At 42.5% G+C, this 26,092-nt stretch carries 27 protein-coding genes and 1 pseudogene; 8 read left to right on the top strand and 20 right to left on the bottom strand.

The window, feature by feature from the left end; all coding sequences use genetic code 11:
- Window positions 1-13: 13 nt before the first annotated feature.
- The 6 genes from accC to pdxA form a co-directional block, all read right to left on the bottom strand.
- The gene (gene accC / locus WBM49_RS00970) at window positions 14-1,369 is read right to left on the bottom strand and encodes an acetyl-CoA carboxylase biotin carboxylase subunit (protein ID WP_424370189.1); all 1,356 of its coding nucleotides are present in this window, start codon (window positions 1,367-1,369) and stop codon (window positions 14-16) included.
- Between the two features lie 82 nt (window positions 1,370-1,451).
- Window positions 1,452-1,922, bottom strand: coding sequence for an acetyl-CoA carboxylase biotin carboxyl carrier protein (gene accB, locus WBM49_RS00965; RefSeq protein ID WP_424370188.1), 471 nt, complete (start codon window positions 1,920-1,922; stop codon window positions 1,452-1,454).
- 26 nt (window positions 1,923-1,948) lie between these two features.
- The gene (locus WBM49_RS00960) at window positions 1,949-2,941 is read right to left on the bottom strand and encodes a beta-ketoacyl-ACP synthase III (RefSeq protein ID WP_424370187.1); all 993 of its coding nucleotides are present in this window, start codon (window positions 2,939-2,941) and stop codon (window positions 1,949-1,951) included.
- A gap of 168 nt (window positions 2,942-3,109) precedes the next feature.
- On the bottom strand, window positions 3,110-3,307 hold the full coding sequence (gene rpmF, locus WBM49_RS00955; RefSeq protein ID WP_424370186.1) for a 50S ribosomal protein L32: 198 nt from the start codon (window positions 3,305-3,307) through the stop codon (window positions 3,110-3,112).
- Between the two features lie 8 nt (window positions 3,308-3,315).
- Window positions 3,316-3,852, bottom strand: a complete 537-nt coding sequence (locus WBM49_RS00950) for a YceD family protein (RefSeq protein WP_424370185.1) — start codon at window positions 3,850-3,852, stop codon at window positions 3,316-3,318.
- A 110-nt stretch (window positions 3,853-3,962) separates the two neighbouring features.
- Window positions 3,963-5,015 carry a 4-hydroxythreonine-4-phosphate dehydrogenase PdxA gene (gene pdxA, locus WBM49_RS00945; RefSeq protein ID WP_424370184.1) on the bottom strand — a complete coding sequence of 351 codons (1,053 nt, stop codon included), beginning with the start codon at window positions 5,013-5,015 and terminating at the stop codon, window positions 3,963-3,965.
- Window positions 5,016-5,190: 175 nt separating this feature from the next.
- Between pdxA and WBM49_RS00940 the strand changes: the two genes are divergently transcribed.
- Window positions 5,191-5,781 (top strand): riboflavin synthase, encoded by a 591-nt coding sequence (locus WBM49_RS00940; protein WP_424370183.1) that lies wholly within the window; start codon window positions 5,191-5,193, stop codon window positions 5,779-5,781.
- Between the two features lie 21 nt (window positions 5,782-5,802).
- On the opposite strand, the gene WBM49_RS00935 is transcribed toward WBM49_RS00940, so the two are convergent.
- The 5 genes and pseudogenes from WBM49_RS00935 to WBM49_RS00915 form a co-directional block, all read right to left on the bottom strand.
- Entirely contained in the window at window positions 5,803-6,999 is a 1,197-nt protein-coding gene (locus WBM49_RS00935) for a hypothetical protein (RefSeq protein WP_424370182.1), read from the bottom strand.
- Window positions 6,996-7,832, bottom strand: a complete 837-nt coding sequence (locus WBM49_RS00930) for a type 1 glutamine amidotransferase (RefSeq protein ID WP_424370181.1) — start codon at window positions 7,830-7,832, stop codon at window positions 6,996-6,998. The genes WBM49_RS00935 and WBM49_RS00930 overlap by 4 nt, the downstream gene beginning before the upstream one ends.
- Before the next feature lie 65 nt (window positions 7,833-7,897).
- Window positions 7,898-8,995, bottom strand: coding sequence for a carboxylate-amine ligase (locus WBM49_RS00925; RefSeq protein ID WP_424370180.1), 1,098 nt, complete (start codon window positions 8,993-8,995; stop codon window positions 7,898-7,900).
- A 287-nt stretch (window positions 8,996-9,282) separates the two neighbouring features.
- Window positions 9,283-10,230: pseudogene (locus WBM49_RS00920) on the bottom strand (ATP-grasp domain-containing protein); the annotation flags it as partial.
- Window positions 10,231-10,252: 22 nt separating this feature from the next.
- Window positions 10,253-10,963, bottom strand: a complete 711-nt coding sequence (locus WBM49_RS00915; RefSeq protein ID WP_424370179.1) for an alpha/beta hydrolase-fold protein — start codon at window positions 10,961-10,963, stop codon at window positions 10,253-10,255.
- Between the two features lie 124 nt (window positions 10,964-11,087).
- On the opposite strand from WBM49_RS00915, the gene WBM49_RS00910 reads away from it, so the two are divergent.
- On the top strand, window positions 11,088-11,921 hold the full coding sequence (locus tag WBM49_RS00910; RefSeq protein ID WP_424370178.1) for an alpha/beta hydrolase: 834 nt from the start codon (window positions 11,088-11,090) through the stop codon (window positions 11,919-11,921).
- Between the two features lie 20 nt (window positions 11,922-11,941).
- Here WBM49_RS00910 and WBM49_RS00905 read toward each other — a convergent pair whose 3' ends face one another.
- Complete coding sequence (locus WBM49_RS00905; RefSeq protein WP_424370177.1) at window positions 11,942-13,030, bottom strand: acyltransferase family protein; 1,089 nt, start codon at window positions 13,028-13,030, stop codon at window positions 11,942-11,944.
- 6 nt (window positions 13,031-13,036) lie between these two features.
- Window positions 13,037-14,848, bottom strand: a complete 1,812-nt coding sequence (locus tag WBM49_RS00900; RefSeq protein ID WP_424370176.1) for a sodium:solute symporter family protein — start codon at window positions 14,846-14,848, stop codon at window positions 13,037-13,039.
- A 93-nt stretch (window positions 14,849-14,941) separates the two neighbouring features.
- On the opposite strand from WBM49_RS00900, the gene WBM49_RS00895 reads away from it, so the two are divergent.
- On the top strand, window positions 14,942-15,679 hold the full coding sequence (locus tag WBM49_RS00895; protein WP_424370175.1) for a sulfite exporter TauE/SafE family protein: 738 nt from the start codon (window positions 14,942-14,944) through the stop codon (window positions 15,677-15,679).
- Between the two features lie 49 nt (window positions 15,680-15,728).
- Window positions 15,729-17,168, top strand: coding sequence for a transglycosylase SLT domain-containing protein (locus tag WBM49_RS00890; protein ID WP_424370174.1), 1,440 nt, complete (start codon window positions 15,729-15,731; stop codon window positions 17,166-17,168).
- 9 nt (window positions 17,169-17,177) lie between these two features.
- Here the strand turns inward: WBM49_RS00890 and WBM49_RS00885 are convergent, their stop codons facing one another.
- Window positions 17,178-18,242: a hypothetical protein gene (locus tag WBM49_RS00885; protein ID WP_424370173.1), complete on the bottom strand. Its 1,065-nt coding sequence runs from the start codon at window positions 18,240-18,242 to the stop codon at window positions 17,178-17,180.
- A 180-nt stretch (window positions 18,243-18,422) separates the two neighbouring features.
- Here WBM49_RS00885 and WBM49_RS00880 point away from each other — a divergent pair, with 180 nt between their 5' ends.
- The 3 genes from WBM49_RS00880 to WBM49_RS00870 all read left to right on the top strand — a co-directional run bounded on the left by WBM49_RS00880 (window position 18,423) and on the right by WBM49_RS00870 (window position 19,739).
- The gene (locus tag WBM49_RS00880) at window positions 18,423-18,599 is read left to right on the top strand and encodes a hypothetical protein (protein ID WP_424370172.1); all 177 of its coding nucleotides are present in this window, start codon (window positions 18,423-18,425) and stop codon (window positions 18,597-18,599) included.
- Window positions 18,600-18,729: 130 nt separating this feature from the next.
- The gene (locus WBM49_RS00875; protein WP_424370171.1) at window positions 18,730-19,236 is read left to right on the top strand and encodes a peptide-methionine (S)-S-oxide reductase; all 507 of its coding nucleotides are present in this window, start codon (window positions 18,730-18,732) and stop codon (window positions 19,234-19,236) included.
- 80 nt (window positions 19,237-19,316) lie between these two features.
- Window positions 19,317-19,739, top strand: coding sequence for a DoxX family protein (locus tag WBM49_RS00870; protein WP_424370170.1), 423 nt, complete (start codon window positions 19,317-19,319; stop codon window positions 19,737-19,739).
- Window positions 19,740-19,753: 14 nt separating this feature from the next.
- Here WBM49_RS00870 and WBM49_RS00865 read toward each other — a convergent pair whose 3' ends face one another.
- Complete coding sequence (locus WBM49_RS00865; protein ID WP_424370169.1) at window positions 19,754-20,269, bottom strand: heme-binding domain-containing protein; 516 nt, start codon at window positions 20,267-20,269, stop codon at window positions 19,754-19,756.
- Between the two features lie 203 nt (window positions 20,270-20,472).
- Between WBM49_RS00865 and WBM49_RS00860 the strand changes: the two genes are divergently transcribed.
- Complete coding sequence (locus WBM49_RS00860) at window positions 20,473-20,601, top strand: hypothetical protein (RefSeq protein ID WP_424370168.1); 129 nt, start codon at window positions 20,473-20,475, stop codon at window positions 20,599-20,601.
- A 102-nt stretch (window positions 20,602-20,703) separates the two neighbouring features.
- Here WBM49_RS00860 and WBM49_RS00855 read toward each other — a convergent pair whose 3' ends face one another.
- From WBM49_RS00855 to WBM49_RS00835, 5 genes are all read right to left on the bottom strand, one after another.
- Window positions 20,704-21,600, bottom strand: a complete 897-nt coding sequence (locus tag WBM49_RS00855) for a hypothetical protein (RefSeq protein WP_424370167.1) — start codon at window positions 21,598-21,600, stop codon at window positions 20,704-20,706.
- 58 nt (window positions 21,601-21,658) lie between these two features.
- On the bottom strand, window positions 21,659-24,460 hold the full coding sequence (locus tag WBM49_RS00850; protein ID WP_424370166.1) for an alpha/beta hydrolase family protein: 2,802 nt from the start codon (window positions 24,458-24,460) through the stop codon (window positions 21,659-21,661).
- Between the two features lie 98 nt (window positions 24,461-24,558).
- Window positions 24,559-24,693 (bottom strand): hypothetical protein, encoded by a 135-nt coding sequence (locus WBM49_RS00845; protein ID WP_424370165.1) that lies wholly within the window; start codon window positions 24,691-24,693, stop codon window positions 24,559-24,561.
- A gap of 150 nt (window positions 24,694-24,843) precedes the next feature.
- Window positions 24,844-25,623: a DUF6090 family protein gene (locus WBM49_RS00840; protein WP_424370164.1), complete on the bottom strand. Its 780-nt coding sequence runs from the start codon at window positions 25,621-25,623 to the stop codon at window positions 24,844-24,846.
- Window positions 25,620-26,092 (bottom strand): endonuclease domain-containing protein (locus WBM49_RS00835; protein WP_424370163.1); only part of this gene is annotated, 473 nt, incomplete at its 5' end. The genes WBM49_RS00840 and WBM49_RS00835, both read right to left, overlap by 4 nt.

The raw sequence follows: 26,092 nt of genomic DNA, 5'->3' as shown, positions 1-26,092 counted from the left end.
GCCGGAGTCTATATTAGTTATTTTCAGGTTCCGGATCCATTTTAAATCCTTCCATAAATTTAGTGGTGTAATTCCCAGCTAAATAGTCCGGATGATCCATTAATTGCCTGTGAAACGGAATAGTTGTTTTGATCCCTTCGATCACAAACTCATCCAGTGCCCTTTTCATTTTATTGATGGCTTCTTCCCTGGTTTGAGCCGTAGTAATTAATTTGGCGATCATTGAATCATAGTTTGGCGGAATGGTATAGCCACTGTATACATGGGTGTCTAATCTAATTCCATGGCCTCCGGGCGTATGCAAGGTGGTGATCTTTCCTGGAGATGGCCTAAACCCGTGATATGGATCTTCGGCGTTTATCCGGCATTCTATAGCGTGTAATTTTGGATAGTAATTCTTTCCGGAAATCGGCACTCCTCCGGCAACAAGGATCTGTTCCCTGATCAGGTCGTAGTCTACCACCTGTTCTGTAATGGGGTGTTCTACCTGGATGCGGGTGTTCATTTCCATAAAATAGAATTTGCGGTGTTTGTCCACTAAAAATTCAATGGTTCCGGCCCCTTCGTACTTAATAAATTCGGCGGCCTTAATTGCCGCTTTTCCCATATCCTCCCGTAACTTATCTGTCATAAAGGGAGAGGGGGTTTCCTCTGTAAGTTTCTGGTGTCTTCTTTGTATGGAACAATCGCGCTCAGAAAGATGGCATGCCTTTCCATATTGATCTCCCACTACCTGGATCTCAATATGTCTCGGTTCTTCGATAAGCTTTTCCATATACATCCCCCCGTTGCCAAAGGCAGCGGTGGCTTCTTTTACAGCGCTGTTAAAAGATGCTTCCATCTCTTCTTCCTTCCACACGGCACGCATACCTTTACCGCCCCCGCCAGCAGTAGCTTTAATCATTACCGGGTAGCCTACTTTCTTCGCTGTTTTTATGGCGTCTGGTACGTCCTTTAATAGTCCTTCTGACCCTGGCACTATGGGAACCCCGGCCTTTTTCATGGTCTCTTTTGCGGTAGCCTTGTCTCCCATTTTATCGATCTGTTCTCCGGTGGCTCCGATAAACTTAATATCGTGTTCGGCACAAATTCTGGAAAACTTGGAATTCTCGGATAGAAATCCGTATCCCGGATGAATTGCATCTGCATTTGTGATTTCTGCGGCTGCAATGATGTTAGGGATCTTCAGGTAGGATTCACTACTGGGTGCAGGTCCTATACAAACTGCCTCATCCGCAAAACGCACATGAAGACTTTCTTCATCGGCCTTGGAATAAACAGCAACCGTTTTGATGCCCATTTCCTTGCAAGTACGAATGATTCTAAGGGCTATTTCACCTCTATTCGCTATGAGTATTTTTTTAAACATATTTACCTAGGTTTCGCTGCCAGGGAAGTTGTTTCTGCTTTTATACAGAGCAACCATAGTCCCGGGCTATGTTAGTTTCTTCTTAAGAAGGATCTACGAGGAATAAAGGCTGATCGAACTCTACCGGAGAAGAATCGTCTACCAATACCTTTACGATCTTTCCAGATACCTCAGATTCAATGTCATTGAAAAGTTTCATGGCTTCAATAACGCACAATACATCGCCTACTTCAATAGTATCTCCTACTTCCACAAAAGAAGGTTTGTCTGGAGATGGTTTTCTGTAGAAAGTTCCTATGATAGGGGATTTGATAGTGATCAAATTTGAATCTTCCTCTTTTTTTGCCGCTGGAGTTTCGGCAGGCGCTGAGGCCTGAACCTGTGATGCTTGCGGAACACTTACGGGAAGTTGCTGAATATATGTGGTCTCCCCACCAGACCCGGCAGCTCCTGTCCTGATGGTTATTTTAATGTCGTCTGTTTCCAGTTTAACTTCACTGGCTCCTGACCTTGCCACAAACTTAATTAAGCTTTGAATCTCTTTAATATCCATGGAATTCTTTTTTGATTAGTTCTTGCTTAGTTATATGCCCATTTTAAATAGATAGACCCCCAGGTAAATCCACCGCCAAAGGCCGCGAAAACCAGGTTATCTCCTTTTTTTAATTGCTGCTCATAATCACTTAATAAAAGTGGCAGTGTAGCAGATGTTGTATTTCCGTATTTCTGTATGTTCATCATTACTTTGGAAGGCTCAAGGCCCATTCTATTTGCGGTGGCATCAATGATCCGCTTGTTAGCCTGGTGTGGTACTAGCCATTGTACATCATCGTGGGTAAGACCGTTCCTCTCCATGATCAAAGCAGCCGCATCTGCCATATTGGTTACCGCAAATTTAAATACCGATTTGCCATCTTGGTATACGTAATGCTGTTTATTTTTTACGGTCTCCTCAGTTGCCGGCAACAAGGATCCTCCCGCTTCAATTTTTAGAAACTCCCTCCCGTTTCCGTCAGACCTCAGAAACTCGTCCTTCAATCCATATCCTTCAGAATTGGGTTCAAAGAGTACCGCTCCGGCCCCGTCTCCAAAAATGATACAGGTGGTTCTGTCTGTGTAATCGAGAATGGAAGACATTTTATCAGCTCCTATTAAAAGTACTTTTTTGTACTTCCCTGATTCTATATAACGAGCCGCAGTAGACATCCCGTATAGAAAGTTACAACAGGCGGCCTGAATATCGTATGCAAATGCGTTTACAGCGCCAATTTTAGTGGCAACGTAGACTGCAGTAGACGCCACTGGAAGATCTGGAGTGGCAGTACCCAATAAAACGAGGTCTATTTCTTTTGGATCAATATTACTTTTTTTCAAAAGGTTCTTAGCGGCTTCTATAGCTAGAAAGGATGTACCCTTGTCTTTGTCTTTGAGAATTCTTCTCTCCTTGATACCGGTACGAGTGGTGATCCATTCATCATTCGTATCCACCATGGTTTCCAAAAGTTTATTGGTTAACCTGAAGTCGGGTACGTAGGCCCCCACAGCTGTGATTGCTGCTGTAATTTTGGTCATGCTCCCATCTAATTATTTGCGTAAACCTTCAAAAATGCTCCAAAAGTTGTGAAAAATAGTGATTTTTTATGACTTTTTGCCCAATTCAAGGGATTTTAGGCCCTTGCATATTCCCCATAAAAAAACTCCCATCTTTGATGATGGGAGTCTAGTTGTTATTATAGAGACTTAAGCCGTTGCTTCTTCCTCTTTATCGATCAGAACCTGGCCTCTGTAATAAAGTTTACCTTCATGCCAGTGTGCTCTGTGGTACAAATGCATCTCGCCAGTTGTTGGGTCTTTGGCAAGAGTTGGTGCCACTGCTTTATAATGAGTTCTTCTTTTGTCTCTTCTGGTTTTAGAAATCTTCCTTTTAGGATGTGCCATTGTGAAACTTATTTATCCGTTAGTAAATCTTTTAAAGCGTCCCATCTGGGATCTGTCTTGTTTTTATCGTTCTTCTTTGTTTCTTTTGGTTGTAATTCTTCCAGTTTCTGCAATACTTCAGATTGGAGACTTCCGTCTTCCACCCCTGGGTGAATGCGTTTTGGAGGAACAGCCAACACTAGCATTTCGTAAATGTATTGTGCTATATTCAACTGATGCTCCCCGTGTGGAATGACCAAAATTTCGTCATCCTCGTCATTGAACTCCTCTCCAAACTTCACCACCAACCGCAAGGTAGCAGTAATGGCCTGGTCAAAAGGTTCATTCGTGAGGTCGCAGGCAACGTTTACGGTGCCTTCGGCACTCATGTCTAACTCCATCACAGTGGTCATTTTGTTTAATTTAACCCGCACCGAAATGTCGGCTTCATTAAACTCATGATATTCAAAAGATTCAAAGAACTTATTCTTAATTTGAAACTCAAACGTATGTGCTCCTATCTTTAATCCTGAAAAAGGAATGCTAAATTCCTTACGCGTCGTCATCTTTTACAATCGTTTAAGGCGTGCAAAGATAATTTATTTTTGTCAATTGCAAACCTATTTCCTAATTATTTCGGCCCTTTACCCCGGGAAACAATCCGAATTATACCTGTTTAGGCAGGTCTCACTTTTTGCTTCTTGAGAGGGTTGCTTGTAAGGCCTTCATATTCCTCTCTGTTTTTAAAGATCTTTATCCCTGTAAAGACCGCCTCTTTAAACGATCCGGCATCGGCCACACCCTTGCCGGCAATTTCATAGGCCGTTCCGTGATCCGGGGAGGTTCTCACCTTTGACAGACCGGCTGTGTAATTAACGCCTTGCCCAAAGGAGAGGGTTTTAAAAGGGATTAGGCCCTGATCATGATAGGCTGCTAAAATAGCGTCGAACTGCCGATAAGTATCCGAACCAAAAAAACTATCGGCTGCATAAGGGCCATAAATCAGTTTTCCGGCAAGCGACATTTCCTTTATGGTGGGTTTAAGCACTTCTTCATCTTCTTTCCCGATCACCCCATTGTCTCCACTATGCGGATTGATCCCCAGCAGGGCGATCTTTGGTTTTCGTATTCCAAAGTCAGCGATCAGGCTTTTTTCAATTATACCAACTTTGGTCTTGATTAACTTTGGGGTTATAGTAGTTGCCACATCTTTTACCGCCACATGATCTGTTAACAAGCCCACTTTTAAGCTTTCTGTAACCATAAACATCAAGCTGTCCCCATCCAGTTCTTTTGCCAAATAATCTGTATGCCCCGGAAAATTAAAATCTTTAGCCTGAATATTCTTCTTGTTGATAGGAGCGGTCACTAAAAGGTCTATTTCATTATTCTTTAAGGCATTTACTGCTGCTTTTAAAGAGCGAATGGCATACATCCCTGCCTCTTCTGTAGCCATCCCGTAATTTACGGTTGGGACTTCCTTCCATACATTTACCACATTGATCTTACCTTCCAGGGCATGAGAAGCGCTGTCCAGGCCATGGAAAGTGAGCTCCATTCCCAGATCGTTCTTCTGTTGTGAAATGGTTTTGGTAGAGGCAAATATTACCGGGGTGCACAACTCCATCATTCTCGGGTCTTCGAAGGTCTTTAAGATCACTTCGCAGCCAATGCCGTTTATATCTCCAATGGAGATACCCACTTTTATTTTTGAACTTTCCTTTCTCATTTAATTATGGTTTGCACTAACTTTGCGATCCCTGGCAGGAAGAGAATACAACTAAGCCAAGGAGTTCTTTTAGTACTCATTACGCTTATGCTTCCTGCGAGATTTATTGTTCAAAAATAAGCTTTAAACCGCGTTTGCATTGCGAAATTATCGCTTTTCTTAAAACTTCCGATACATGTTTACAGGAATCATTGAAACCCTTGGAACTGTTACCCACCTTGAAAAAGATGGAGGCAATCTGCACCTTAGTATTTCCTCCTCTCTTTCCTCAGAATTAAAAGTCGATCAAAGTGTGGCACACAATGGGGTTTGCCTAACCGTTGTGAAGATACAGGATGATCAATATACGGTTACGGCTGTAGAAGAAACCCTTTTAAAAACTACCTTAAACGGACTTAAGGAAGGGGAGCCCATAAATCTTGAAAGGGCCATGATACTGGGATCTAGATTAGATGGTCATATCGTACAGGGACACGTGGATACTACTGCAGTATGCTCCAGAGTAGAAGAGAAAGACGGGAGCTGGTATTTTACTTTTACCTATGACCTTCAACCACACCATATAACTATTGAAAAAGGCTCTATTACGGTAGATGGTGTGAGCCTGACCGTTGTAAATTCTGAAAAGAATTCATTTAGCGTGGCCATTATTCCCTACACCTATGAGAATACCCGATTTAAGCAATATTCCAAGGGCAGCAGGGTGAATCTGGAGTTTGATGTGATAGGAAAATATGTTGCCAAACTGGTAGCTAACAGCCAGTAGGATAGTCTTAAACCGTACTTATTAGTCTTCAAAAAAGCTGATGGAAGACCCTATCCAGGTGTCTTCAGTGAGGTGCGAAACATTGATAAGCCCACCTTTCCCCATCCTTGTAAGATTTATAACCGGTTTTAGTTTCCCTGCCTCATCATCCCATACATAGAGAATGCGTAGCTCCACTTTAGAATTCTTATCTGTATTGGTCTTAACTAGAGACGCATAGGTAACCTTCTTCTGTAGCATATAATTTTTACGGTCCTCTATCTTGTTGAGCATTTCCCAGCTGGGATCAAGGTTTACGCCCTTACCCGCAAATGAGAACAGTGGCTTTAAGACGTATTTCTGAAGGTCTATATCCTCAGGAATCTCATCCAGATAATAAGATTCTGGCACACTCTCGTGAGACAACATGGGCATAATACATTTAGAGATCATAAAGAACCAATCCGGGTTGGTGATCCAGGTCACATCCAGGTCGTCAAAAATATTGAAGTTGGTCTTCAGGTCTTTAAATTGGTAGAGGTCATCGAAGATCACACGGTTATAAATACGACGTATGGGAATGATTTGCCCATCCTTCTCGTAAAATAATTTTTTTCCTTCCTTGATCACTTTGGTCATGCAAACAATCTCTATCCCGAGGGCCTGTTTTGTAGCCCAAAAGTCGATTCGCGTCTTTTGTTTCTCCGGAAAGATCTCCATGAGAATCACATTCTCCGGGTCTTCTTCCCCTAGTATTACCTCCTTTAGTTTCTCGAAATACGTTTCTTCTGTATGTCCGCCCAAATAGTAGTGGTGCCCTTCTTTGGGAATGTTTGGGTAATGCTTTAAGTATGCTTTCGCCAGAAACGGTTGATAACAGAATAAAGAGGGAAATGCCTGTAACTCTATCAATTGTGGGCTTAAATTGCCAGCTTCGTCTTCACACAATCCGAAATCGATGCCCAGGAAATGAGGATTTCCTGATTGTGAAGGAGAATGCAGATGCTTGGGCATAAAACGTTGTTTTACCGCTTCAAAATCCAGATTCATTACTTGTTCAAGGATGGCATCACAGGCATCAAAAACCTTTTTCTTCATTGCTTTGTCAAAGAAAACAGGCGATTCCGAGATCCTGAAGGCACAGGGCTCACCAAAGGTATCTACTACCTCTTTTTGAAGGCCTTCATAATACGATTGTTTAAAGTCTTTGTTAAACTGGTCCCTAATGTTGGGTATCATACAGAAATTGGTGTTTTGTGGTCTATGGCGTCTGCTGCCTGTTGTAAAAATCTGGGGATAATGGTCCTGTTTGTCTTCAGGATCTTGTCATCATCGTCTAAGTGAATCATCATATCGTGATACTTCCTTTTTCCGTGGTGTTTTATGATATGGGCTTTTTTATCTGCTCTTTGAAAATAGCGCATCATCCCTTCAGAATCGGCCTCAGGGTGAAACTGAACCCCAAAGATCTCTTTTGAAAATCGAATTGCCATAACGGCCCGTTCCAATGGAATATGCGGGCGTTTCTTCTCCTTACACAATACAGAGCACCCCAGGCTTTTAAGTTTCTTCTTTTTAGGTTTTATCACCTGATAATCCCTGGAATCTACCGCATAGAATGGGTTGTGCAACCCTTCTAACAGGTATTCCTTCTTTCCCCGCTTTGTTTTATGCACCGGCATAATTCCAAAGGCTGTAGATTTCCTTCTTTTTACTTTCGCCAGTTTCCAATGCAGACAGGCAAGTTGAAAGGAATGACAGATAAGGAAAAGGTATTTTTTTTTCTCTTCTAACAGATTGTGATCGTAGAGCTCATCCAGGAAGCGAAAGTATTTTTTCTCCCATTCTTCCCCAGTGGGTTTTGGGGAGTCCGGGCCTCCGGAAGAGATAAAAATATCAAAGTCGGTGTAGTCAGGGACCACATTATTCACACGGACATCAAAGATCTGATAATCTCCTTGAACATCATCTTTCTCAAAAAACTGTTCCACCAACATTTTTATGCAACGCATGCCTTCATTTGGCTGGCCTGCATTCATATCAAGGATGGCGATCTTATAGGTAGGGAGCATGTATTCTTATTTGTGTTGCAGGAGTATTTGCTTCAAAAGTGGTTGAGCACATGAATGACATTTGCTTACAAGCCTTTTGAGGTTTCTTCCACAATATATTTAACGACCTCTTTAAGGTCCTTAGTATCTTCATAAACTTTCAGCTGCCTGTCTGCCCCGGAACCTTGTTCTAACATCTGGTACACATAATTCACTTCATTTCGGCAACCTAAATCATCTACCACGTCTTCCACAAAGTCGAGTAACTCATTAATCAGTGTTTTAAATGGTACTTCCTCTTCCTTCCCAAAATCTATTAGTTTGGCATCTATGCCCCATCGGGCCGCTCGCCATTTGTTCTCATTGATCAAAACACGTCTGTACGATCTAAAGCTCTGGTTCTTTTGATGTAATCTGTGCAGTTTGGCAATGATACACTGCATCAAAGCCGCAATACAAGTAACTTCATCTACGGTCATCACCATGTCGCACACGCGGAATTCTACCGTAGGGTAAAAAGGATGCAGACGTATATCCCACCAGATCTTTTTTCCATTATCGATGCAATTCGTTTTTACGAGTACATCAATAAACTTATCGTATTCTGCAACACTGGAGAAATAAGGAGGGATCCCGGTACGCGGGAATTTGTCAAAGATCTTTGAGCGAAACGACTTAAATCCGGTGTCTCGGCCTTCCCAAAAAGGGGAATTAGTAGAAAGGGCATACAAATGTGGCAGAAAATAACGGGCCACATTCATGATCTGCAGGCCTTCTTCCCTACTTGGGATTCCCACATGCACATGAAGTCCAAAAATAAGATTAGACCTGGCTACATCTTTCATTTCAGCAATAAGCTGATCATAGCGAGGGTTAGGTGTAATGGGTTGTTCGCTCCATATCGAAAAAGGATGCGTTCCTGCAGCAGCCACTTTCAATCCTTCTTTTGCTGCCAATTCAATGACCTGTTGCCTCAGATATGACACCTCATCCCTGGCCTGGCTAATATTCTCACAGATGTTGGTCCCCATTTCCACCACAGAAAGGTGCATTTCTTCTTTGATCCGTTCTTTTAAAAAAACTTTCCCGTCTTCTAGTATTTTGGACATTTGTGATACCAAGGTATAGCCCTCACTATCCAGGATCTGGAATTCCTCTTCAATACCCAGGGTAAACTTGTGCATAATGGCTGCTTTTTGTTAGCTTATTTTTTCTTCTTAGGTGCGGCCTTGCGGGCCAGAGTTGCCTTTTTGGGAGCTGGTTTTACTGCCGTCTTACGGGCCGGTGCCGCTTTTTTGGGCGCTGACTTTGCCGTGGCCTTTTTTGCGGGTGTTGCCTTTGCGATAGCGGGCTTCTTTTTAGGAGTTGCCTTTGCAGCCGCAGCTTTGATAGGTGTCTTCTTTGCCTTAGTTTTATTTACTTCAGCAGCCGACTTTAAGGAGATCTTTGGCGCTTTGGGTTTTGAAGGAGTAACCGCTTCCCGTAGAAAAGTGCCCCAGGAACTGTTATTCTTCTTCTCAGAATGCGCATTTGCTTTTTCAATAGCAAATTTTGCCGCATGATCCACGATCCATTTAAAATTTCCTTCCCCTACAGAGTGGATATCTGCATCCGGAGCCGGATTACAGAAATCAATAGCGTATGGAATGCCGTTTCTAACCGCGAATTCTACCGTATTGAAATCATATCCCAGTGCCTGGTTAAGTTTTATGGTATAATCGTGAATGGTCTTCATTAATTTTTGATGTTCTGCCCCGGTGGTCTTGGGTTCAGTCACATAGCGCAAGTGAAACTCATTTCTTGGTTCATAAGGCATTATATGCACATACTTCTGTCCAAGACAATACACCCGGTAGTAATCATCAAAAATGATCTCTTCCTGTAGCATCATCACTAACTGCCCTGTTTCTTCATGTTTCGCAAAAAGATCTTCCGGAGAATCTACCTTGTATACACTTTTCCAACCCCCACCAGAATGTGGTTTCATGTAGGCAGGAAAACCAATATAGTTGAAGATATATTCCCAATCTAAGGGTGCTTTTAAATTTCGAAACGATTTTTCAGTAGTATCGTCCGGCCTTTCTTTAGAAGGCAATAAAATAGTTTTAGGAACAGGAACCCCTACCTGCAGTGAAAGACAGTTATTGAAAAACTTCTCGTCTGCACTCCACCAAAACGGATTATTAATCACCGCCGTTCCCATGAGTGCGGCGTTTTTCAAATAGGCCCTGTAAAAAGGAACCTCTTGTGAGATCCGGTCTATGATCACGTGGTACCCATAGTCTATCCCCTGCTGAACCTTGTCTATCAGAACCGGCTCTGCGATGACCTTCCCGTTACCCAGCTCGTTAACTTTATCAATAAACGCCCATGGAAAGGTGTCTTCCATTCCAAATAAAATTCCTACTTTTTTTACCATCTTACTTTATTTTTTTAAGTTTTTAAAAATACCGGCCTATGTATTCCGGAAATGCCATTTTCCAAAGTGGCCAATCGTGTTCTATCCATTTTTTTTCATCGTACCAATAAGGGATCCCTTTAGCCTGTAGTATCCCCGCCATATGTTCATTTTTAGGTTTACAACTATCCCAATCTGAGGTGCTTAAGACAATATTCATATGCTGATATCTCCAGGGTTCCTCATTCTGCATAAATTCATCCGGACAATTGTAATAGATCCTTATATCATCGGAAAGTGGTACAAAATTACGAATGCTGAATACCCCGGATAAAGAGAATAAATGCGATACAAGATCCGGAAATCTAAAGGCCGTATTCCCTGCGTGGTATCCTCCGAAACTCACCCCCGCCACACCAATCCTATGGGTGTTGCATTCTGATTGAATATAGGGAATCAATTCATTCTTGAGAAATTGCATGTACATCTCGTAGTTATGGATCTTAACCTCAGATGACATATTCTCTGCGTAAAATGAAAGTCCGTCTAATGTTTCAACATTATACAATTTTATTTTCCCCTCATTTACAAAATTCATCACAGCGCCATTGAGACCAAAATCATTGTTTTGTGTAAAGCTCCCGTAAGAAGATGGAAACATCAGAATAGGATAGCCCCAATCCCCTGTGATCTCTAGGTTAATGTTGCGGTTCAAGGTGTTGGAATAATACTGTATATGCTTAATAGAGGCCATGCTATAATGTATGCTAATTTTCTTTATTTACAAATAAATTTTAACAGGCAAAGGTATTTATTTTTAGATACATCTCGCTTAAAATAAACGGAATCCTTATACTTGCCTTTTTTAAAGAATACCGATGGTTTTTGATGTTGAATTCATAAGTTTAAAAGGCAGTTTTGCTTCCCAATTTCTTGGTCGCAAAGTTAACTTTCGCTTGGTAGCACCACCAACCTATAGAACCAGCGATCTACCCTTCCCCGTGATGTTGATGAATGATGGACAAGATTTCAGATCCATGGGATTAGAGCGTATTCTTACTGATGCCTACTCAAACAACCGTATTACCCCTTTTATATATGTTGGTCTGGAAACCGATGAAAACAGAATGCACGAATACGGCACAGCCAGCAGTGCAGATTACAAAGGCCGAGGTGAAAAAGCCATTCTTTATTCGCGATTTATCACAGAAGAATTTATCCCATTCTTAAAAAAAGAATTTAAAGTAGCCTCTCCAAAAGAGGCATGGGTTTTTTGTGGAATGTCACTCGGTGGCCTCTCTGCCTTCGATATTGTCTTTAACCATCCACATCTCTTTAACAAAGCCGCTGTTTTTAGCGGTTCTTTCTGGTGGCGCAAAAAGGCATATGTAAAGAAAGATCTAAAAGACCGCAGCCGCATTGTTTTAGATATGGTTAAAAATGGGACGTATTCTCCCCATCTTTCTTTCTGGTTTCAGGTAGGTACACTCGATGAAAAAGCAGATCGGAACCATAGTGGGATCATAGATGCCATAGAGGACACTACAGACCTTATTAAGGAACTGGAACTAAAAGGATACCCCAGGGAAAAGATCTGTTATGTGGAGATGGAAGGCGGGAAGCACGATTTGCCCACCTGGGCCAGTATTTTTCCTTCCTTTATACAATGGGCCTTTGGTAAAACTGCCCATACTAAAACTCCTGGTAAATAGGCACGCTGCTTCTTTCCTTATTATACTTTAATAAAGATCTTCCTTCTGTACATCACCAGAGCCAGTAAGAGGTAAAACCCTACTACAGTTAACCCATACAAGAGGGACGAGAGTTCTCCGGAGAGAACGTTGTGCCTGTAAATATTTTCAAAAAGCCATTGGTGAACAGATACCCCATCGCCTACTCTGATAGAATAAAAAAGCTTGGACACGAAGCTGGAAAGAAAATACAAGGTAATAGCATTGGCCCCGGTATATCTAAAAATACTTCCAAATTGTATCCCCTTTACATCAGTTAAATAATAGATCAGCGCTAGCAGTAAATTTGCCCATCCGGCGGTTACCAATACAAAACTACTACTCCACAATGCCTTATTGATGGGGAAAGCCATGTCCCAGAGATATCCCAGTGCTAACATGGAAATTCCCAGGCCAACCAGCAATGCTTCCTTTTTAGCTCTTTTAGAAACTAAGATAAGTCCGGTAAAGATCCCAAGAAGAGAAGAAGCTATAGAAGGTAAGGTACTCAACAAGCCTTCAGGATCATAGTCCTCCTTATAGTTATGACTTCCAAAAACCTGTACATCCAAATAATTTGCCCAGTTATTTGGGGCTCTCTCAAAAGTTGGTGATTCGCCCAGTAAGGGAATATATCCAAGCCATATCCAATAACCAACCAGGATCGCAATGCAAATCCCAATCAGAACTTTCCAATTACAATTAAGAAAAAGAATGGCTGCAAAGAAGAACACGACACCTATTCGTTGTAAGACCCCGGGAAATCGGATCTGCTCAAAATCCTTGAAGAAGGGGAAGGAAATGGTAAAGGCCCCCAGAAAAAGTCCAAGACCTATTAACTTAAGTGTTCGGATACTTATTTTTCTATAGGTAACGGCATTGGGCGATTTATTCTTATACGCAAAAACGATAGAGGTTCCTACGATAAAAAGAAAAAACGGGAACACCAGATCTGTAGGGGTATAGCCGTGCCAGTCTGCATGTCGAAGTGGAGGATACACATATTCCCAGGTACCCGGTGTATTCACCAAAATCATCAGGGCGATGGTCAATCCCCTGAAAATATCCACAGATACAATTCTTTCTTTCATGAGTTTTTACAATATGGTTCCTTTCATTTTATTCCAGACCCTGGCCAATAACAATCCAGAAATAACAGCAACACCCGTAAGTATGCTTGCCTTTAAAGTATACCCATAGATCCAATATCCGGTAGCGAACATACAGGAGTATATGAGAACGCAGCCAATGAGCATCGCGGCAATACCAGAAGGCACGCTCCATTTCTCATCAGTGGTAATTATCTTTTGCTGATCTTTTTCAGCTTCCCTTACAACCTTTGACCAACCAGGGCCGCCAGGTTGAATTTTTATATAAAATGAACGTAACACCTCATTTGTCTCTGGCTTGGTTAAAAAGGTAGCTGCCATCCAAATGATGGTTGTAAATAGGACCACAAAAATATACTCGGACCAATCGGGGAAGATGCCGGTTTCTGACGCAAAAAGGTATGCGCCTACTGAAGTGAATTTTAATACTATGGAAATGATTCCAGAGGCGAACATAGCGGTGATCTCACTCCAGGCGTTAATGCGCCACCAGAACCAGCGCAGAATAAAAATCAGACCCGTCCCCGCTCCAAACACCAGGAGTACCTCAAAAAGCTGAAGGGCGTTCTGCAGCAGTAACGCCAGGGCGGCACTAAAGACCATCAGAATAACGGTAGAGATCCTCCCCACAGCCACCAATCTTTTCTCAGAGGCATGCGGATTGATTTGTTGCTTGTAAAAATCATAGACGATATAAGACGACCCCCAGTTAAGCTGGGTAGAAATAGTAGACATATAAGCCGCGATCAGGGAAGCCAGAACAAGGCCCAAAAGCCCGCTGGGCAACTTGGTTAGCATGGCAGAATACGCAAGGTCGTTTCCTAATTTATCATTCGCAATCATTGGAAATGCTTCTTGAATACTGGCCACATCCGGATATACTACTAAGGATGCCAGCGCCACTAAGATCCAAGGCCAAGGGCGTAAGGCATAGTGCATGATGTTAAAAAAGAAGGTGGCACCAATGGCGTGGTTTTCATTTTTGGCTGCTAACATCCGCTGGGCAATATATCCCCCGCCTCCGGGTTCTGCCCCGGGATACCAGGAGCTCCACCATTGCACGGCCAGTGGGATCACAAATAAGGTAATAAGGGCCTGCTTGTTACTAAAGTCTGGTAAGATAGATAGCTTATCAATCACGTTTTCATTTGCCATTAAGGCTTGTATTCCTCCTACTTCAGGAATGTTCACCAGGTAATACGCGGCACCGATAGCTCCGGACATGGCCACGAAAAAGAGCAGAAAATCTGTATAGACCACCCCTTTAAAACCCCCAAGGGCACTGAAGGTCACCGTTATTAAACCTGCACTGATCACAGTTTGCCAGGGCTCCAGTCCCAACATGATCCCGCCGATCTTTATGGCTGCCAGGGTAACGGCAGACATGGTGATCACATTAAATATGACCCCCAGATAAACGGCTCTGAATTTTCGTAAAAAACTGGCGGCGGCCCCTCCGTAACGAAGCTCATAGAATTCGAGATCCGTATTCACATTCGACTTTCGCCATAGCTTGGCATAGACAAATACGGTAAGGAGGCCGGTAATTAAAAATGCCCACCATACCCAGTTGCCAGACACCCCATTGGTACGCACAATGTCTGTAACCAAATTAGGTGTATCGGTGGAGAATGTAGTGGCTACCATTGAAAGTCCCAGTAACCACCAGGGCATGGTACGCCCGGATAAAAAGAATTCTGTAGTATTTTTTCCTGATTTTTTAGAAACTATGACCCCTATGGCGAGGACAATAGAAAAGAAAACGATGATAAAACTATAATCGAGTGTACTTAATTCCATGGATACCGGCATTGGTTGGTGGTTAAAGATATTATTTTTTGAGATACCTTTGAATATCTTCTTGTCTCATAGAGAATCAACTCCTAAACGCCAGTGGAAATTTCAATCACTTCCTGGGTACTAGCCTTTATCGCTTCCTTTGTTTTAGGCGTTTCCAAATCCGGGATCAAGGGAATCGCAGTAATCATCATTACCCTAATGGCCATAGCCTTCGGGGCCCGGGCATCCACAGGACTATTGGTGCCACTATTTGTGGTGGGCGACATCTTTGCGGTCTTTTATTACAACAAGCATACACAATGGAAATATATCCGCCGGTTCTTACCCTGGATGATGAGCGGGGTTGTTTTGGGAGTCCTCCTTGGAAATGACCTCCCGGAAAAGAGCTTTAAGATCTGTATGGTTATTGTGATCCTGGGAAGTGTAGCCATGATGGCCTGGTGGGATATGCGAAAATCTACCACAGTGCCCACCCATTGGAGCTTTGCAGGATTTATGGGAATAATGGCCGGGATCACCACCATGATAGGTAATCTTGCCGGTGCTTTTTCCAACATTTTCTTTCTGGCTATGCGGATCCCAAAAAATGAATTTATTGGAACAGCCGCCTGGTTATTCTTTTTTATCAATCTTTTTAAACTTCCTTTTCACATTTTTGTGTGGGAAACGATCACCCCGGATACACTGTTAATCAATGCAAAATTACTGCCAGGGGTGGCACTGGGGTTGTTCTGTGGGGTGCGACTCGTAAAGATTATCAAAGATCAGTTCTACCGTAAAATGATCCTGATCCTTACCGCCCTGGGTGCATTAATCCTCTTGTTTAGATAAGCATTCATTTAATTTTACTATTTTACTACGTTCTTTGAGCCAACTAATTATGAGCAAACTCATCAGGTTCCTCTTATTATTCTTGCTGTTACTGGGTTCATGCAATGAACATAAGTCTAGCATGCAGGTGGCCAATAAGGCTGAATACAACCCACGTGATCTTGCAGAAATCAAGGCAGATGGTAAACTGCGAGCCCTTATTGCCTATAGTGCGACCAGCTATTTCTTGTATAGAGGACAACCCATGGGCTATGAATATGAATTGCTCAAACGGTTAGCAGATGATCTTGGCGTAGAATTAGAACTTAAGGTATCCAGGAATCTGGATGACCTTCTTGTTGAACTAAAAAAGGGATCCGTTGATATTGTCGCCCATGGTCTTGCGATCACTCAGGAACGAAAAAAAGAAGTGGCCTTTGCCGAATACCTCTATATTACGGAACAGGTATTGGTGCAGCGCAAACCAGAGGGATGGAGGCAAATGACTTTGGATGAGATCCAAAATGTCATGATCACAGATCCCATCGAACTTATTGGAGATACTATTTCTGTAAGGAAGAACTCTTCCTATTTTAAGCGGATCAAAAACCTGTCAAAAGAAATTGGTGGCGAGATCTTTATCGATACACTATTGGGGAATTTTGCTACAGACGAGATCATTAAAATGGTAGCCGATGGGACCATTAAATACACCCTGGCAGATAAAAACCTCGCTTCCATCAACGCATCTTATTTTCCAAATCTGGACGTGGAGGTTCCCTTAAGCTTTTCCCAGCGCATTGCTTGGGCTTTAAGTCCACAGGCCCATGACTTGTTAACCGCTACGAATTCCTGGATCCGGAAAGAGAAAGAACAAGCAGATTACTATGTGATCTACAATAAATACTTTAAAAACAAACGAAGTTTCAAAAGGCGTGTAAATAGTCCGTTCTACAGTCTTAACCAGCGACAGATCAGCAAGTACGATCCTATTATCAAGGAAAGTTCTAAACAGATAGGCTGGGATTGGCGTTTACTGGCCTCGTTGATCTATCAGGAATCGCGCTTCGATCCGGAGGCTCAATCCTGGGCCGGAGCAAAGGGGCTTATGCAAATGATGCCTGCAACAGCAAAAGAAATGGGAGTAAGCGCGTCTTTAGACCCCACAGATGTCATTAGGGGTGGTTCCAGATATCTGAAAAAGCTGTATGACCACTTTGAAAATATTTCCGATCCTGTACAACGCACTAAATTTACCATGGCAGCTTACAACTGTGGGCTGAGTCATGTGTTAGATGCTCAAAACCTTGCCCACATCAAAGGCCTGAACGATACTATTTGGGATGAACATGTGGAGAAGATGATCCTGGCCCTTAGCTTTCCTAAGAACTACAATCACGAAGTGGTGAAATATGGTTATGTGCGAGGTCTGGAACCCTTTGAATATGTAGATCAGATCTTTAAACGATATGATCACTATCGCAAGTTCATTGATTTAGACGATTCGTAGTAGACCGCCTTAGCGGGTTCTTTGCCGTCCTAAAATTTCCCTGCTGAATTTTTTATCATCCTCAAGAATATCGAAAAAAGAGACGACAAACGCATGCGCCTGCCTATACTGATTGGGGTCCCGGAAGAGCAGTTGCAAAGCCCTTACCTCCTCTAACATTTCTTCCTTTTTTGCCAGAAATAGATTCCGCACCTCCTGCAGTTGTTCCTCATTGCGCTCATATCCTTTGTAGATCCTATCTGTGACATGGGTAATAGAACCAGACAGGTTTTGAATGTTGGTCACTGCGGCATAGGGGGCATTTACCAGGCCACACATATCAAAATCATACGGTACCGGAATGATTTTTTTGGAAGCAAAGAGTATTTTTTGATTGTGTTGTTGCTTGGTAGAATAATCTGTATTGGCGATCATATATTCAAAAAAGGCATTTTGGATGGAAGCAATGGCGTCTTGCTGCAAAGGATGTATGATTCTTTTCACCTCCTGCCCTTGATACCTCGTGCTAAGCTGGTCCATGTCTTCTATTAAAAAGCCCATAAGATCGTGAGCCACTTTTCTTTTGCCCCTTTCCTCCAGGAGTTCTATCTGGGTAAGTCTAGTTTTAAAGTGATAAGACCCTACGCATTCATAAAGTTTATAGGCCATATATTCCTTTAACACATAGTCACCGCTATTCCTGTCTAATAAACAGGGAAGGACCATTTTGATTTTTTCATTACCCTGAAATAAGGTGCGTTTGGTATGAGCCTTTCTTAATTTGAGTTTCAGTGGTGCAAAGTAACAGTTGGCCCTTCGGAAATTTCCACGGGCCCTCAAATCAACCGGGAGTGAATCCCAGGGAGTATCTGCTTCTCTGAACCATACCATAGACTGCAGGTAGGTACTGTCATTGGTGTCCTTTTTTAGCGCTTTATTGGAATATCGTAACTGAAGCAGCAAAGGCTGCTCCTTCCCAAAAAGTTGCGCTGAATCTTCCCCGCTCGCCACAAGGAGGCTTTCCTGTCCCCGGGTGAACTGTATCTGATGCAATATCAAAATGAGCAGCGCCGCTTTAATCCAAAGCTGTTTCATACCATTCTTGTGTACTTTAAATGTACATATAAATGTTGCATGAACTACCCGCCTGCTAGTACCCCCTGTGTTCCCAGATTTATAAGTAAGCTTTTAATTTTGTTAAGGATTTGTTAAATTCTGTACTTTTTTATATCTTCAAGGTACACTTCCAATTATTGGGACACCTAAAATGATCTAATGGAAAAATCTGTACAACTATTTGGAGCAAGGGTCTTTACCGGCTTGTTGCTGATCACTTTAACAACCTTAGTAATTCTTATGTATCAAGAGTATTCTTCTGAATTAGCCAAAAATGCGGAATTATATATGGCTACTTCTTTACAAAGTTTTGACACCTCACTAGCTGTCAAATAATAGCCAGTACTCTTATTATAAGCATCCTTGAAACTCTGTAGCTTGAGATTTAAAAAATTAGACATTCAAGAATCCAGCTTTTTACTAAGCTGGATTTTTTTACTTTGCCACTTACAGCGGAATTCATAGAATGATCGGAAAAATTGGACTCGGAGGTGGTTGTCACTGGTGTACAGAGGCTATCTTTCAATCCTTGCTTGGGGTTACCAAAGTGAGGCAGGGCTGGATCGCTGCGAAAGAAGTTGAATCTTTTTCAGAAGCCATTATCGTTTACTTCAATGATGCAGTTCTCCCTTTACAGATACTTATTAGTATTCACCTACATACCCATAGTTGTACCTCAGATCACTCCATGCGTGAAAAATATCGCTCGGCAGTATACGTGTTTTCTGAGACTCAAAAAGAGGAGGTGGAAGCAATTCTGAATAACCTCCAATCAGATTTTACACAACCCATTCTAACCAAAGCGCTTTTCTTTCATGAATTTAAAGAGAATGAAGCGCAGTATCTGGACTATTACCACCGCGATCCGGGAAAACCATTTTGTGAAAATGTTATAACTCCCAAGCTAAGGATATTACTCAATTCTTATAGTTCTCATGTAGATCTAAAAAAGATAAACCACCAGAATGGGTAGGCGTCTTTCAGCCTACATATTTTGTTATCTCCCTTAATATGAGTACCTTATAAATTGAATTCACCACAAATTCTTCAGATATGGGAATTGTTAAGGCACTGAACAAATGGGCCAATGCCCATACCTATTACCTCTTAGACCTTCTACGAGCTGCACTTGGCGTTTTTCTTATTTTGAAAGGCGTAGCTTTTATGTCGGATTCAGAAGCCATGGCGCTTGTCATGAATCCTTTCCGGGAGCTCCCCGGCAGTATGATGATCATGCATTACGTAGCAGCCGCTCATTTTGTAGGCGGATTCTTTATTATCGTAGGGCTCTTAACTCGCTGGTGTGTGGCATTGCAAATGCCCATTTTGATAGGAGCCATCCTCACCAATTTCCTGGGAGTAATGATCGTTTCTAACCTAGTCCAGGCCAGTGTTGTATTTCTTGCATGTATCTTCTTCCTGTTGTACGGATCAGGGAAGCATTCGCTAGACTATTATCTTAAAATGCAGAAGTAATGGAGTTACAACTATCAATTGGTGGCTGTCGTTGCCGGACGTCTTTTGGGCATTACCAGGCTATCTGCCGGATAATTGTCCTTTAAATAGGTCATTTGTGATTTGGCCCAGGAAATAAGAACCTCTCGTTGCTCATCAGATAGTTTAGCCTCAGCATGCAATCCTAAATAGGTATAGTCCTTTAATGGCATTTCCTTTTCCTCTACCATTTCTATGGTTTCCTCCAGCTTGTGGTTCTGAATGGCTATCGGTCTTTTGGTAAATTCTGAGAAATTCAGGTGTCTTTTTCCATCCTCAATATGATCCGCAAGCCACCAGGCTACCGGTTGTACATTGGAATACCAGGGATATTCCGTTTTGTTAGAATGACAGTCGTTACAAGAAACTCTTAGGATCTCATCTACCTCCTCAGGCACCTCGTACTTTGTACTTATATCATAGGTAAGGTCATTACTTTCATTCTTCTCCGGTCTGAAGAACTGTATGATGACGAGTAAAGCCAACAGGGCAAGCAGAATTTTTTTGATCATGATTTGTGAGATTAGGATTGATGCGCAAATTTAAAATTATTCTTGGTGATATCAACATCCCCATTTATGTTAAAATCTCGATGAAGTGCAAAGAACATCTCTTTACACCACAGAAAATGGCCCTTTCACAACAAATACAGGAGAGTTCGCCACATAAAATTGTATCTTAAGTATAGTTATAACACGATAAAATCCCCACAGCTATGGAAACAAATACCGAGAAACACCCTATTTTAAATAGGATCTTAACAGCCCTCAACATTAGCCTTGAAGTTATACTGGCCCTTATCGCCCTTGGCTTTGTCATAGGCATCTATAATTTTCTAAATTAAATGCCCTAACGGAATCTTATTGGAATCAGTACAACACTAAAAAATCCGAACTGAAAACAGTTCGGATTTTTCTTTTGAATTGGCACTATTTCCAGCACCGCGTTACTCTATTCGCTTAATTCTATATCGGTGATTTTTATTGTCAATATAGATCATATAATCTGTAAAAAATGCCATCCCGAGTCTGATCTGACTAGATTGATTAATATTTACCTCTATATTTTTAAATTCAGCGGAATCTATTTTTAAAAGCGGTACGCTACCGACAAGTTCGGTGATGTTTTGTGTTCCACCCACCGTATATCTTTCTCTTCGGTTTTCCGAAAATTGGTATCTCTCTATCAAAAATTTCGCAAGTTCCGTGTTTTCTGGAACGTTCAAAACGGAGGTAGAGCCCAAATCTATGATCGCTTTATACCTTTTGTTGTCTATATCTATGTAAGTATACGGTGTGCTTGAGGATTCTAGAAGCGGAATATCCGTATAGGTTTCATCCGAGAGGTCTTCGTTTGATATTTCAATGGTCTTACCAGGGTAATTAATTAGCCAGTTTGATTTGTCCATCACTGTTCTTCCAAGGACACCTCCAAAATTCGGAATCTTTTCATGCAGCTCAGTCATGTTATCATTGGTTGCAAACGTATTTATAAAATCGACACCGCCGATTTTTAAGGAAGCTACAATCTCACTGCCATTTTCTATGGTCCTGTTAGATCCCCCCCTAACCGTTACGATCTCACCAAAAATAGAATCTCTATGAATTCCGGTCACCTGGGCCCCTGTATCGAACAGAAAATTTTTACGCTCCCCGTTGAGTTCGCATGGAAGTATAATTAACGACTTGACCGTTGTAAAAGTAGTCTTCCCATAAAAGCCTGAGGGGACTACTTTTCCCTGCGTAAATCTGTTGGTTGTTGCGCAGCAAAGACAGCAGAGCATTACTATACTACAGACACAAACCTGCTGGATAAAAACTTTAGTAACTTTTTTAAAAATCATGACGTATTATGTTCAATAAGCATATAAAATGTGAGTTATCACTCAGATGCTTTTAGCCTTACTTCTCGCCGTCTTCCCCCACAAATTCATATCCCTGGTTAATGCCCTTTTCCATGGCGGGTACGCCCCGTTCCATCCACTGGGGTTTGGGAGCGCCTTTCAGATAATGATCAAAGAATTGCGCCATTCTAATGGTAAAATCCTTGCGGTTCTGCAACTTTAAGGGCCAATGTGGTTCCCCGTTATAATTCAGGAACCAGGAGGGTTTCCCAAGACGCCGCAGGCTCACAAAAAACTCAATACCCTGGTACCAGGGCACATGGCCATCAGCATCGTTGTGCATGATCAAAAGTGGGGTATTGATCTTATCCATATTAAAAATGGGTGAGTTTTCCAGGTAGCGGGTAGGATATTCCCAGGGGGTGCCTCCTATCCTGCTTTGGGTATGCTCGTATTGAAACTGCCTGCTAAGGCCTGTCCACCAGCGGATCCCTCCGTATGCACTGATCATATTCGGAACAGGAGCACCCGCTTCGGCGGCCTTAAAGATATCTGTCTTGGTGACCAGGTAGGCGATCTGATAACCGCCCCAACTATGCCCTTGTACGCCTATATTCTCCTTGTCTACAAAGCCTTTTTCAATAAGCGAGGTCACCCCTGGGATCACGCAGTTGTAGGCACTTTCTCCGGGATAGCCAATTCTGTACTGCACATCCGGATTAAAGATAAGATAGCCCCTACTGGCATAAAAGCTGTAATTTATGGTAGACCTTCCGGCCGAAGGTGCCCGGTGGCGGTGCAAGCCATCCGCACTCTTTTCATAAAAATTTACCAGCATAGGATATTTTTTGGAAGGGTCAAAATCTGTCGGCTTTACCAACATCCCAGTGAGTTCTATCCCGTCCAAAGATGTCCAAGTTACCAGTTCTATAGTACCCCAATTGTATTCCTCTTGCTGAGGATTGGCATGACTGATTTTTTTGGTAGCCTTAAAGTTTAGATCGGTTATCCACAGGTCCGGAAACTCGGTAAAGGATTCCCGTGTAAACAGCATTGTATTGGCAAGGGTAGCTTTGCTGGACCAGCTATATCGGTAGGGCCCGCTGAGGAGCGGCTGCAGGGTTTTCGACTTAAAATCATAGGCTGCATAACCACTGCCTTTATTATTTTCATTAAACATGCTTAGAAGCGCCTTTTCAGAGGTATCTATAAATTCTTTTTCCTCATCCAGTGGCACATACCTGTAGACGTTTTTGATTTCCCGTCCCATGGTGAGTCTATCGGCTGCGCCTGTATCCGGATTAAATTCCCAAATATCATATCGGTCGTATAGCAACAGGGTTCCGTCTTTCTCTGTCCAGCCTGCAAAACCGTAAGGCGACGGGTAAGTGGGGGAGTCGTTCAGCTCATCATAAAACAACTTCCCTTTGGTAAGGGGGGTATATTTTTCTTTATCGATATGGTAAGTAAACCAAAGGCTGTCTGCATTGTTGTAGCCATAAACGTAGTTGCCTTTCGGACTTAAAGTTACTCTCCCTGCCACTTTGGTCAGCACCTTTTTAATGGAGCCGGTGGCAATATTCACCACCGCATAGTCGCGGGCTCTTTCCCCGGTCCATTGCCGTTCCAGTTCGTATGGAGTACTATTTATAAGCAGGGCTGTTGCTGCATTGCCTTTGTCTGTCATTGACATTTCCGGATAGGTGGGATTGGCTAACTGAGTGAGCGCATTCTTTTTATCCAGGTGAATAACTGCCGTGTAGGCTTGTATGGTATCGTTCTTTAATGACATCTCCTGTACTGTGTAGAGTCTGGGTTCGTCATATGTCCAGACCTCAACATTTACGATCTCCTCTTCCGTAAGCAAGGTGTCCTTCATTACAGGCGGTTTGGCAAGGCCAAAATAGAGCTTGGTTTCATCTTTTGAAAAATGAACCTCTTCGGTAGCCGAGGGCCGAAGGTCATTTTTAAGGGATTGAGCATCCACTAATTTTTCTGCCGTATTCATTCCCTCTTCCCAGTGAAAGAGCTCGCGCGGGCGGAGTTGCACCTTGGTAGTATCTGTGTCTACCACAAAGCCAAGATGTTTCCCGGTCTCACTAAAACTAAGTTGGGCATAGGTGGCCTTCTTGGCCTCGTGCACTTTGGTGAGTTTCGCCTTGTCAAAATTCAGGACATAAATAGCCGCATTGGCCGAATCTGTTTCCCCCGTGGTGGCCCAAGCCAGGAATTTTCCCCTTTTGGCAAAGGTATAGTCCGTTACAAACTTAAAGGTGTCTTGTTGCCCTGTTTGGATATCCCGTACCAGGAGGTGATAGCCATTTTTCTTTCCAACTTTTTTCTCCTTCTCTTTCGTGGACTTTTTAGTCTCCGTACTGTCTTTGAGACTGTCTTTTTTGGCTTCTATTTCCTCTAGTTGATAGGCGAGGTAGCCACTCCATTTTTCCGGGATCTTGAAGTTCTTTATATTCCCAAATTTCTCTAGTTGCCGAGTGTTTAGGTTGTAGATTCCCAGGCTGTCTTTGGGCATATCCTTCTTCTTCACCTTTCGGCGTTTCATTGCCAGGATACTGTCTTTCCAGGCGGTAATGGCAAATACAGCAAAGTTGGAATCATAGGTAAAACTGCCTTTGGAAGCCCGGTCATAACGGAATACTTCCTGCCTCTGTGCGTCTTTTAGGTGGAGGAATTGGTCTTTTTCTCCTTGTTCCAGGCTGTACATCACATAGGCTCCATTGGGTGAGAGTAAAGGGTTTTCAATGGTATTCCAACGTTCCAGGTCCGGATGGTCCAGCACCTTTTTTTGAGCTGTTAGGGAAAGCGTAAACAGGGTGAAAACCGAACAAATAAAAAGCCTCATAGGGATAGTTTTAGAGTAAGGTCTAAATATACTATTTCTACGGGTTACGGAAAATAATTATGGCAGGGACACGCTCTGTGAACTGGCCAATTAAGGTTCTATTCCTTTTTCTGTCCGCTCTTCATCATATTCACGACAACGGCGATTATTAAAATAACCACCAGGGCAAATACGCCTATGATAAGGATGCCATTCCCCCAGGAGACCAGGGGCAGTGTTGTAACTAACTCCATCTGTAGATATTTTAGTTTCCGGGGATAAAAGTAAGTCGCACATCCAGAAGAAGGTATGACATTTGTCAGTTTTCTGAAATACGGCCCGGCAGGGGAGAAGCCTTTAGTTCTTCCCGAATGAGGGAGACTAAGCTTATATTTTGTGTTCTTTTACTTCGCGGTATCGAAGCTTAATTCCATGTCAATAGCAGTAATGATTTCAGTGCACAGCGCCTTCATTTCATTGAACTGTGCATTCATCATGGAGAATTCATAGACTGCCATGACAAACCCATTTTTCTGTTTAAGATCTTGTAGCATGGTTTCATAGTTGGCTCTGGATAATGCTATATTCTCGCCGGCTTTTCCATCGGTGACCTGATAGGTGTAGTTTTTTACAATGGGATTAAGATCTAAAACCGCATAGGAGGGTTCGTACAACAACACCTCAGCATCGTACCTGAAGTGCTCTTCTTCATTCTTTAGTTTTTTGTAGAGTGCCTGGAGATTCAGCAGCCCATTTTTTATGGTGTCGTTAGAGATCAGGGCGAGATTCCCGGAATTGGTGAGTTCCTGAAACGTATTATCGTGCTGGGTAAACTTCTGCCAGATATAGATGTTGGTAGTATGAAATGCGAAGGCATTCAGATCGGTCAGTGGTTTGCCTTCAAAATATTCTAAAACATAGTTGGCAGATGCTATCCTGGAATTTCTAACCGTTATGTATTTATCCAGTTCTGCGATGTTTAGCTGCAGGTCTGTTTTTAGATTTATCAGATAGTGAACTTCCTGATTTCGCAGTTTTCTGTCTTCATTCGCGTTGTTGATCTGTAGGGCGATCAATATGCCGATCACCACCAGCACAATTTCACCAAAGGCGTATGTAAGGTACTTAGCTGTTTTCCCTGTTTTCATAAGGTCGAATCTTATTTTTCTAAAGAATTTTATCATAATTCATGGGTATTCCCCTCCTGGGAGGGGCCGGGGGTGGGTTTTAGATTCTCTATCCCCCTTTTTAATTCGTCCAGCACTAAAACCAGGTTATTTTTTACATCCAAATCACTTAACCTTATTAAGCGTACCCCTAAAGACTCCAATCGTTCTTGCCTTCGCCTGTCTTTCTCTGGTTGCCCTACACCGAAGTGAATTGAACCATCTACTTCTATAGCCAGTTTTAGATCTTTGCAATAGAAATCTACGATATATTTATCAATTGGTATCTGTCTGCTAAATCGGAATCCAAGCTTTTTGTTTTTGATCTCACGCCAAAGAGCAATCTCACCATAGGTCATATTATTGCGGAGCTTTCTGGCAAAGGCAAGCAGATAGGGATGGTATGGGATGATCTTTCTCATGGGGTTACCCACCCCTTTTTCCCCTCCTGGGAGGGGAGGAATTTGAGCATTGTATAATGAACAGT

Origin of the sequence: Muriicola sp. (assembly GCF_049669965.1) — a bacterium.
In the GTDB taxonomy this organism is placed as follows: Bacteria; Bacteroidota; Bacteroidia; order Flavobacteriales; family Flavobacteriaceae; genus Muriicola.
This window is presented reverse-complemented; position numbering and strand designations above follow the sequence as displayed.